The sequence below is a fragment of the Rosenbergiella collisarenosi genome (genome assembly GCF_018494085.1).
Classification (GTDB): Bacteria; Pseudomonadota; Gammaproteobacteria; order Enterobacterales; family Enterobacteriaceae; genus Rosenbergiella; species Rosenbergiella collisarenosi.
Window position 1 is genome coordinate 24,911 of sequence record NZ_JABBFP010000012.1, and the last position, 9,264, is coordinate 34,174.

The window sequence follows — 9,264 nt, forward strand, 5'->3', positions numbered from 1 at the left end:
TGACAGCGGGTAACACAAGGATGAATTATGTTACTTTTCTCCGAAAATACTAAGCAAGATGACTCACTGGGCAATTCCATACTCGTTGTCACCCCCGATCTGGGGAGAATGGAGAAGGTATGTGAACAATTATCTTTGCGCGATGTGGGAACGGTTAAGCAGTTTCATGGCGATATACGACAATTAGATCAATTGGAAGACACCGCTAATACTGATTGCATCATTTTCGATGCCTCGGAGCTTGATTCGCCCGATAACGTTATTGAGATTATCGATCTACAGTTATCGAAAAATATAACTAAAATAGCCTTTAGTACTAAGGACTCACTCCTCTTAGCTGAGGAGTTTCAAAAAAAAGAGATCCAATACTGCCACTATCCAACTCAAATTAACCGTATTGGTAGTTTAGTCCTTAACGATACGCAGCAATCGGTCGCAATCGGTAACAGTGCAGTACGCATTACCCTATTAGGCTGTAAGGGGGGCGTAGGCAATTCGATGCTAAGCTATTATGCCGCGCAATTTATTGCTAATAAACGGCAATCCTCTACCTTGCTGGTACAGGGTGCCTTTGGAAGCAGGAATTTAGACTTAATCTCTAAGGTCGCTATCTCTAATGAAGTCACTCTGTTAGAGAATAACCTCTCAGCCTTATATGAAGAGCGAAGTAGTGCTTGGCAATATTACAACTCAGTCTACGACAATTACGAATGTATTATTTTCGATTTTTCTGCCTATAACGCCGCTGATGAGAATATCGAAAATGTATTAACGCACACTGATTGTCTGTTATTGGTGTGTGACAGAGACCTTTCATCGGTAAGAACCGCAAAGAAAATTATCGAAGCCAATAACCATCTAATGAATAGTAATAATGGCGTACGGAGGATCTATGTCTGCCATAACCAACATCACAGTAAAGTTAACGGTGAAATTAGCAGTCAGGAAGTCAGCGGACTATTAGGAAAACCCGTCGATGTGACGATTCCTTTTCTTATAAAGCCCGGTGATCCTTCGTTAACACTTAATTTTAATGGTAAAAACCATCAGTACTTAGAGTCCTTATGTAATTTACTTCTAGGAAGGAAAAATAAACATCAGGAAAAAACAAGTTTATTCGACTCAATAAAAAAAATAACAGGAAGAGGGTAATATAAGGTGGCGGATAAGTACGAAGACATAGCTAAACAATTACGTGGCCTAGTGCTGCCCGAGCTGGATATCGATTTAGTCGAAAGTTTACTCAGTGATCGGGTGGGGTTAATTCGCGAGATCTCGAAAACTATCCAACGGGTCAGTATCGAGCGCAACCTTTACCTCCCCTCAGAGAATACGCAAATATTAGCGATTGCTGTCGCAGATGAAATTCTCGGCGTCGGACCGCTACGTGAACTGATGGAGGATACTACCGTCAGCGATATTTTAGTCAATGGCCCTGAAAAAATCTTCGTGGAACGCAGCGGTAAGCTAGTACGTACCAATAAGCGATTTATCGATAACCAGCAGCTGACCGAAATAGCCAAACGCTTAGTGAACCGAGTCGGTCGGCGTATCGACGAATCACAGCCGTTAGTCGATGCACGGATGAGCGATGGCAGCCGTTTAAATGTGGTGATCAATCCGGTCGCGCTAGATGGAACCTCTATCTCGATTCGTAAGTTCAGTAATGTCTCCAGGACACTGAAGGACTTAGTGAGTTGGGGCGCTATGAATGAGCAGATGGCGAATTTTCTCGCCCTTGCGGTCAGTTGTCAGGCGAATATTATTATCTCTGGAGGAACCGGCTCCGGGAAAACCACGCTGCTAAATGCCTTATCTCGCCATATTAATAGCGATGAAAGGGTCATCACACTTGAAGATGCCGCCGAACTAAAATTACAGCAAGAGCATGTTGTCAGGCTCGAAACCAAAATGGCGGGTATTGAAAGCAGTGGCCAAGTGACCATGCGTGACCTGATGATCAATACCTTACGGATGAGGCCAGACCGTATTATCGTCGGTGAGTGTCGGGGGGGAGAGACATTTGAGATGTTACAGGCGATGAATACCGGCCACGATGGTTCGATGACAACACTGCATGCCAACTCGCCGCGTGATGCCGTGGCGCGGCTTGAAAATATGGTGATGATGGCCGGGCTAAATCTTCCTATAGAGGCTATTCGACGCAACATTAGTTCTGCGGTCAACTTAATTGTGCAAGCTAACCGATTACACGATGGCTCGCGTAAGATCACTCACATCGCAGAAATTATGGGGCTAGAAGGGGAAACCATCATCCTGCAAGAAATATTCTCCTTTCAGATAGGCGAGTCCTCCACGGGAAGAGTGAATGGTAAGTTTGTCACCCCAGGACTCTCTACTCGGTCGAATATTTATAGCCGTGCCAAAATGCACTCAAAAGACTCGTATTTGAAACAGATATTTGGTCAATGATATGAAACAAATCTCGCTTATGTTGATTGTTATGGCGTTGTTTTTTTTTATGATGGTCGTCATTCGCAATAGAACGACACGCAATGCCTTTACTAAGAGCGACGATAGAAAAAATATGCTCATGACATTACTGGGTCAAAATTCCGCGGAGAAAATCGGTGATTCTCTAAACGTCATACTCTTACGAAGAGTGAATGAGACCCTATTTAAAATTAAGTATGTGTTTGTTGCGGATAATTTATTTGATTTAGTGAAAAGGTTAGCCATACCCTTAGTCTTTGTTATTATTGTTGAGGCAATTAATTTAAAGTTTCTTCACTTCCCCACTGTACCTATTGCGATAGTCTTAACTCCGGTGAGCTATATTTTTTGGTATAAGCTATTACTGAAAAAAAGAAAAAAAGTGTTTGAGGTTGATTTCACCGAGTCTATTTCATCGATTAATGGTGCTATATCTGCTGGGCGTACGTTCCTACAGGCAATGGATGATTATAGTCGTAACAATAGTAACAAGTTGGCGAAAGAGTTCGGTATCATCACCCGTCGCTTAAATTTCGGCGATAGCCCTGAAGTGGTGTTTCTCGACTCTTGGAAGGTTTATCCTTATAAAGAGTATTATTTCTTTATTGTTGCAATATTACTCAATATTAATAGTGGTGGCCGACTACGTGAAGTGTTGGGGAAATTACAGCGCTCCTTAGCGAACAATACGGCGATGGAAAGCAAAATGCAGACACTTACGTCAGAGATGCGTATGGCATCAAAAATCACAGGAGCGATACCGTTTATTTTTCTGATTCTACTCAAGTTTATTAGTGAAGATAATTTCAATTTTATTTTTGAGGACCCTCGCGGAAATATACTGCTCTATTATTTATTAGGAAGCGTGGGTGTCGGTACTTTAATTATCAAATTACTAATGAGGAAAATATAGTATGTCTATCTTCCTTGTTATGATGATCATTCCCTGCATAGTTATTCTGTCCTTTATCATGCGTAAGGTCAGACAATCCACCATTGAAAAAAGTATGACCTTGGTTGATGCCAAAACCCAGGAATTAAAAATACAGGAACATAAAGATCATCATCAAACCGAAGCAGTACTCGGGCAAAACAGCCAGACGCTCAACCTCTATCGACGTATCGACGCAAGTATCATTCTAAAAATCGGGCTAGCTGTCATGTTGACGGTGGTGGGGATAGTCGCCAGCCAGTTGATGGGGTGGGAGTTAGCGCGTAACGATTATGTGGTGGTCGGGATTATAAGCTTAGTGATAACTATCGTCCTCCCCAGCACGCTTAGGGCGATGTATGTCAAAAAGCGGGTCAAAAAATTAACGGCTGAGCTGCCCTGGATGATCGATCTTTTGGCGGTGAGTATTCAATGTGGAATGACGCCTGAGCAGGCGTTCAAATTCTTATCGACCAAAATGTCGGGGATTAATCCAGACTTCGTTCCCTTTTTACAGCGTTTAGTTAGACGCACCGAGATGAGCGGCTTAAGTAATGCGCTGTATCACTTTAGTCGAGAAATTCCCTCGACGGAGACGCGCCTATTCTGCGCCATGCTCGAACAGAGCTTACAGTATGGCTCCTCGCTGTATGACCAGCTCATGGAGCTCTCACGAGAGATACGCGAAATTCAGTTGCTGACCACCGAAGAAAATATTGGAAAGTTATCGGCGAAAATGAGCGTGCCATTAATACTCTTTTTTATGTTTCCCGTTGTCATTATCGTTGCCGCACCAGGCATTATGAGGGTTTTTTCTAATGGTTAAATCGCTATTATTTCCGCTATTTCTCTTTTCTTTCGTGGTGATGACCAGTGCGTGTACCAGTGGGAATGGGCCATCATTTAAAAATAACTCTCTGGCAAGCGAAAGTCTGCTCCTTAAGGTGAAAAATTATTCTGGACTGATTAAGATCAAGCGCGAAGAACTTAAAAAAAGTAATAACCCAAAGGTTCGTTATGAGCTGGCTAATTATTATTATCTTTCGCAAGATTACCGGTCGTCCATGTATTACCTTACTCCTTTATTAGCCTCTGGAGCATCCTCGGATATTTACCTCTTACAAGCAAAAAATCTGGCGGCATTAGGCGAATATAAAAAATCACTTAGCTTTGTCGACATTGCGTTGAGTAAACAGCGTAATAATGCCCAAGGGTTAAATTTAAAAGGGGTCATTCAAGCGCAAATGGGTGAGCTGGACGCTGCGTTGTCGTCCTTTACACAGGCGAGAGCAAGCTACGAAAAAGAAGAGGAGGTCGTGAATAATATGGCGATGATCTATATTATTCAGAAGAAATATACTGAGGCAGTACAACTGCTTCTCCCTATCTATTTACGCGGATACAGTAATCCACAGCTTGAACATAACCTTATTTTTGCTTTAGCGAAGAGTGGGGACTTACGGTACGCTAAAGATATTATGAAAAAAAGGAATTTCACCAAACATCCTGATCTTCTTGCTACCGATTTATTTAATGTGCAAACTTTTTAGAGGGTTGAAATTATGCAACGGTGGTACAGGAAGTTTTCCGCCCAGGATGGTGTGATTACTATAGAGTTTTCTTTTATCTATATAATATTTGTTGCCTTTGTATTTATCATATTTGAAATCAATAAATTTATATTCATTATTACCGCTATGGATTATTCGCTCTCTGAGGCGGCACGTAATAGTGCTTATCGAGATAATAGTACTTCGGTTGTCGATTATCAGCAGGTATTTGACGAGTATTTTTTTAGCCAGAATGGCTTTTGGAGTATGTTTATTAATCCAAAAGATATTAAAGTCGAGGCGAGTTTTTGCAGCACCGTCAACGAGGTTATTACAGGCCGTTGCTCATCATTGTATAACAGTCAAAAGAGGCTTGCGCTGTACTCAGTTAGCTATCAATACCGGCCTTTAAAAATAATCAGTCAGGTCGCGTGGGCCGAATCGTTATTTAGTCAGTTGGACGGGCTATTGACACGTAAGGTCACTTATATGATTGAGTCGTCGAGGTAAGGATGCTAGCGAGAATACATTCAGTCGTTAAGGATACCCGTGGAAGTATCGTGGTCGAGGCCGCCTTCATCTTCTCTTTTCTGTCGATTATCACGGTCGCCAGCTTAGAATATGGCTTCTGGCTCGCGGCAAAAAGCCAGGTAGAGCGGGTCAATTACTCGTTAGCCTCGCTGGTGCGGGAAAGAACGCAATTCTATGGTAATCGAGAGAGCTTTTCTAATAACGATATTAAACAAATTTATGATTTAGCAAAAAGCCTTACCTATCATCGCTACGACAAGGAGTTATGCCTTCGTGTCGAATCAATTGGCTTCACCCCCGCGGTAAAAAAGACGATTAGCTATCAACAGAAATTGGATTACGGCTCGACGCTTTGTAATAGCATCACTACGCCTCCGCTTAGAAATAGTATTGAATTTTCACCCTTTAGTAGCCGCCAGCGCTGGTTACCGCTGTATCAGGTCACCCTAATCTTGCCAACGCCTAAAGGGACGCTGCACCGATTGCTTAAGAGTGTCGATCTCCTTCCTGAGTATGTCTCGGCCTATACCATCCTCTTGGCGCGCTAACCATGAATCGGCCATGGCTCTTTGGGATACTGCTCTTTTTATGCATCTTCAAGGCAGCTGCCGGAAAGGCGCAGGGAAGGGTAGAGTGCTTCGTTTTTATCGATGCGGCGATACCCGCGCAGCTCGCGCTATTTAAACACTTTAATCGCGAATATTATTCGAGTCCGACATTGCAACAGCTAGGCTCGATGACTTTTATCAATATAGGCCTACAGCCGCTGGCTAACACGACGACCGTTCCCCTCATCAACGATACGACGGGGATCTGGGTACGAAAATTTAAACCGCAAAGTTTACCTGCGATGTTTTCGATGCACCAAGGCAAGCCTGTTCTGCAGGCGCTCAAGGATACTAGGGAGATGAGACAATGCTTACAAGGACAGTAAAGCAGATCCTAACCAGATGCCGCGATCAGCGCGGCACCATAATGATCTCCTTCGCCGTGTTATTACCCATATTGATGGTTCTCATTGCGCTGGGGGTTAATTCGGTCAAGATGTTTATCGCGAAGGCTAAACTGACTGATGTTGTAGCGGAGGTGGGCTTAATCGTCTCGGCACATAGCTCGGTGAACAATAAAGGCCAGTATCCACCGGAATTGAAGAATTTAGTCACTCGCTACGTTAAAAATTTCTTTCCAGAGGCATCCAAAATGCCGGAGGTGGTGGTCGATTTCTCGCAAGTGGCGACGGACAAGACCAGTAATGCCGAGTATATGACCTATCACCCTAGCATCAAGGTCGAATTACCCTTTCCCTTCTACCATGCCACCCTAAGCGAAGGCGCTAAGAACTTTACGATCTCCGCCACGCCGTTGACCGTTAAAAAACAAGTCTCGCGACCGGTAGATGTCGTGTTTGTGATGGACTTCTCGACCTCTCAACAGGGATCTCGGATGCGTATACTTAAAGAGGTCTTTCGAGAACTCACCGACTATATCTTAGCCAGTAACCCCGAGTCGAAAATAGGGATGATACCTTTTAGTAGCGGCGTGGCAGTGAAGTACCCCGAGACGAATCAACGCGGCGGCCCCAAAGCCGGTTGCAGCGTATTATTCGTCCCCAAAAAAGACTGGGCGATCGATTACGCGTTTTGGGGCGATAAATTTGTCGATAAAAAATACACTAAACTCACCGATCAGAGCTATTACATCGATGAGTACCGCAGGAAATATTATCTCAATCGCGTCGGCCAATCCCGACCGGCGCTAACAGTCGATGCGCTCAATAAGCAGTGGTGTCGTAAGAACGATGTATGGGGGACCAAGGTGGGGCAAACCCAATATTCGTGCTTCGATCCTCGCTTTAAAATACTTGATCTCGATGGCAGCCGGGTCGCTAAGGATGATATCTACACTAAGCGCGCGCAGCGGACAATCGAACAACAATATGCCATGGCGTTCAAAGTGCGTGAACGCCAACGTTCCACGTACACGATTGAGCACGATGATGCGATCGATTATGAAGCGACGCTGAACCAGATGTTTGGCGAACAGGCGATCATCACGTTCCCCATGTTATGGGACGACCGCGATAATTACCGCTACCGCGTCTATAACCAGATGTGCCATAACGTCGGGTGGTGGGGTAAATTTGGCGACCTTACCGGCGCACGCCTGTACTCGTGGCTGATCGAATTAACGAATAACGCCAATGAACTGCATCAGTTCCAAAACATGGAGCCACAGGGATGGACGGCAACGACCTCCGGGCTGGTGCGATCGGTACCGGTTATGATGAAAGGCACTAATCCACGGAAAATATTTGTCATTATGTCTGATGGAGAGGATAGTAAGGCACCTGGGATAGTCACTGATCGTTATCTAAAGAAATATAATCTCTGCGAAAAAATCCGTAGTGGCATTCTCGAACGATCGAAAGACCATACCGAACGCGTCGATATTTATTATGTCTCGACGACCAACTCAGACAAACGGGTGAATTACTGGAAAGACTTTTGTACCGGTGAAGGAAATGCAGCGAAAGCCGTTAACCGCCAAGCGATAGTGTCGTTAATCAAAGGATACTTAAGCGATGAGATCGGCAACTTCTCCCAGTGAGCATCATCGGGACATGGTAATTAGGGGATTTTCTGCGATAATAGACGTTTTCGCGCAACGATTGAGTCTCCATGCTTTACCCGATTAATGAAATGTTCCAAACCTTACAAGGCGAAGGGTTTTACACCGGCGCACCGGCGATATTTATCCGTCTACAGGGCTGTCCTGTCGGCTGTAGCTGGTGCGATACCAAGCATACCTGGGAAAAGTATGCCGATAAGCAGCAGCCGCTGTCCGATATCGTACAGAAAACCGCAGAAAGCGAGGCGTGGGCCGACGCCAGCGTCGAGCAGCTACTCGCGGTTGTCCGCGATCAGGGTTGGACCGCAAAGCATATCGTCATTACGGGCGGTGAGCCTGCGCTCTACGATCTGACGGTGCTGACTGAATACCTAGAGCAACAGGGTTTTCAGTGCCAAATCGAAACCAGCGGCACACATCCCATTCGTTGCTCTGCCGCGACGTGGGTGACGGTCTCGCCTAAAGTCAACATGCGGGGGGGCTATGATGTCCTAAACAGCGCGCTATTGCGGGCGAATGAGGTGAAACACCCCGTTGGACGTCAGCGCGATATCGATGCGTTGGATCTGTTATTGAGCCAAGTTCCACCTTCTAGCCAACGGATTATCGCGTTGCAGCCCATCAGCTGTAAGAAGGCGGCTACCGAGTTATGTATCGCCACCTGTATTGCAAGGAACTGGCGTTTTTCAATGCAAACTCATAAATACCTGAATATCGCCTAGGCTTATTCGCCGCGATAGGTACAACCGGCGGTACAGGTTTCTTTGATCATCACAGCACTTAGCAATGGCAGCAACGGTTTCATCTGCTGCCAAATCCATACCGCCAAGACTTCGCTGGTCGGATTCTCTAGACCGGGAATATCATTTAAATAGTGGTGATCAAGTCGTTCATACAGCGGCTTGAACACGGCCTTAAGCTCTGCAAAATCCATGACCCATCCCGTATAGGCATCAACCTCGCCTGTAATTTCGAGACGAACGAGAAATGAGTGACCATGTAACCGTCCACATTTATGCCCTTCAGGCACATGGGGAAGGAAGTGGGCAGCTTCGAATTGAAATTCTTTAAAAAGAGTGGTGACAGCCATAATAACGTGTAAATTCCGCGGTAGATAAGTCTAAAACCCGAAGTTTAGCGCAAATTAGCGGCTGACTCACCCTTTTCACG

At 45.0% G+C, this 9,264-nt stretch carries 11 protein-coding genes; 10 read left to right on the plus strand and 1 reads right to left on the minus strand.

Annotated elements, in window-relative coordinates; translation table 11 throughout:
* The first annotated feature begins 27 nt into the window (after positions 1-27).
* From HGT70_RS14975 to queE, 10 genes are all read left to right on the plus strand, one after another.
* Positions 28-1,152: a CpaE/TadZ family protein gene (locus HGT70_RS14975; RefSeq protein WP_214196410.1), complete on the plus strand. Its 1,125-nt coding sequence runs from the start codon at positions 28-30 to the stop codon at positions 1,150-1,152.
* A 6-nt stretch (positions 1,153-1,158) separates the two neighbouring features.
* The gene (locus HGT70_RS14980; protein WP_241576463.1) at positions 1,159-2,433 is read left to right on the plus strand and encodes a TadA family conjugal transfer-associated ATPase; all 1,275 of its coding nucleotides are present in this window, start codon (positions 1,159-1,161) and stop codon (positions 2,431-2,433) included.
* A gap of 1 nt (position 2,434) precedes the next feature.
* Positions 2,435-3,367, plus strand: coding sequence for a type II secretion system F family protein (locus HGT70_RS14985; RefSeq protein ID WP_214196411.1), 933 nt, complete (start codon positions 2,435-2,437; stop codon positions 3,365-3,367).
* 1 nt (position 3,368) lies between these two features.
* Entirely contained in the window at positions 3,369-4,211 is an 843-nt protein-coding gene (locus HGT70_RS14990; protein ID WP_157725231.1) for a type II secretion system F family protein, read from the plus strand.
* Entirely contained in the window at positions 4,204-4,935 is a 732-nt protein-coding gene (locus tag HGT70_RS14995; protein ID WP_071434211.1) for a tetratricopeptide repeat protein, read from the plus strand. The genes HGT70_RS14990 and HGT70_RS14995 overlap by 8 nt, the downstream gene beginning before the upstream one ends.
* Positions 4,936-4,947: 12 nt before the next feature.
* A complete protein-coding gene (locus HGT70_RS15000; RefSeq protein ID WP_214196412.1) occupies positions 4,948-5,445 on the plus strand; it encodes a TadE/TadG family type IV pilus assembly protein in 498 nt (165 codons plus the stop codon).
* A 2-nt stretch (positions 5,446-5,447) separates the two neighbouring features.
* On the plus strand, positions 5,448-6,014 hold the full coding sequence (gene tadF, locus HGT70_RS15005; protein WP_214196413.1) for a tight adherence pilus pseudopilin TadF: 567 nt from the start codon (positions 5,448-5,450) through the stop codon (positions 6,012-6,014).
* A 2-nt stretch (positions 6,015-6,016) separates the two neighbouring features.
* Positions 6,017-6,400 (plus strand): hypothetical protein, encoded by a 384-nt coding sequence (locus tag HGT70_RS15010; protein WP_071434220.1) that lies wholly within the window; start codon positions 6,017-6,019, stop codon positions 6,398-6,400.
* A complete protein-coding gene (locus HGT70_RS15015; protein ID WP_214196414.1) occupies positions 6,382-8,073 on the plus strand; it encodes a TadE/TadG family type IV pilus assembly protein in 1,692 nt (563 codons plus the stop codon). The genes HGT70_RS15010 and HGT70_RS15015 overlap by 19 nt, the downstream gene beginning before the upstream one ends.
* A 71-nt stretch (positions 8,074-8,144) precedes the next feature.
* Entirely contained in the window at positions 8,145-8,816 is a 672-nt protein-coding gene (queE, locus tag HGT70_RS15020) for a 7-carboxy-7-deazaguanine synthase QueE (protein WP_071434224.1), read from the plus strand.
* Between the two features lie 2 nt (positions 8,817-8,818).
* On the opposite strand, the gene queD is transcribed toward queE, so the two are convergent.
* Positions 8,819-9,184, minus strand: coding sequence for a 6-carboxytetrahydropterin synthase QueD (gene queD, locus HGT70_RS15025; protein WP_071434226.1), 366 nt, complete (start codon positions 9,182-9,184; stop codon positions 8,819-8,821).
* Positions 9,185-9,264: the final 80 nt, after the last annotated feature.

Coding starts and splice junctions, on each gene's coding strand:
- HGT70_RS14975 (WP_214196410.1), top strand. CDS start 28: ATGTTACTTTTCTCCGAAAATACTAAGCAAGATGACTCACTGGGCAAT.
- HGT70_RS14985 (WP_214196411.1), top strand. CDS start 2,435: ATGAAACAAATCTCGCTTATGTTGATTGTTATGGCGTTGTTTTTTTTT.
- HGT70_RS14990 (WP_157725231.1), top strand. CDS start 3,369: ATGTCTATCTTCCTTGTTATGATGATCATTCCCTGCATAGTTATTCTG.
- HGT70_RS14995 (WP_071434211.1), top strand. CDS start 4,204: ATGGTTAAATCGCTATTATTTCCGCTATTTCTCTTTTCTTTCGTGGTG.
- HGT70_RS15000 (WP_214196412.1), top strand. CDS start 4,948: ATGCAACGGTGGTACAGGAAGTTTTCCGCCCAGGATGGTGTGATTACT.
- tadF (WP_214196413.1), top strand. CDS start 5,448: ATGCTAGCGAGAATACATTCAGTCGTTAAGGATACCCGTGGAAGTATC.
- HGT70_RS15010 (WP_071434220.1), top strand. CDS start 6,017: ATGAATCGGCCATGGCTCTTTGGGATACTGCTCTTTTTATGCATCTTC.
- HGT70_RS15015 (WP_214196414.1), top strand. CDS start 6,382: ATGCTTACAAGGACAGTAAAGCAGATCCTAACCAGATGCCGCGATCAG.
- queE (WP_071434224.1), top strand. CDS start 8,145: ATGCTTTACCCGATTAATGAAATGTTCCAAACCTTACAAGGCGAAGGG.
- queD (WP_071434226.1), bottom strand. CDS start 9,184: ATGGCTGTCACCACTCTTTTTAAAGAATTTCAATTCGAAGCTGCCCAC.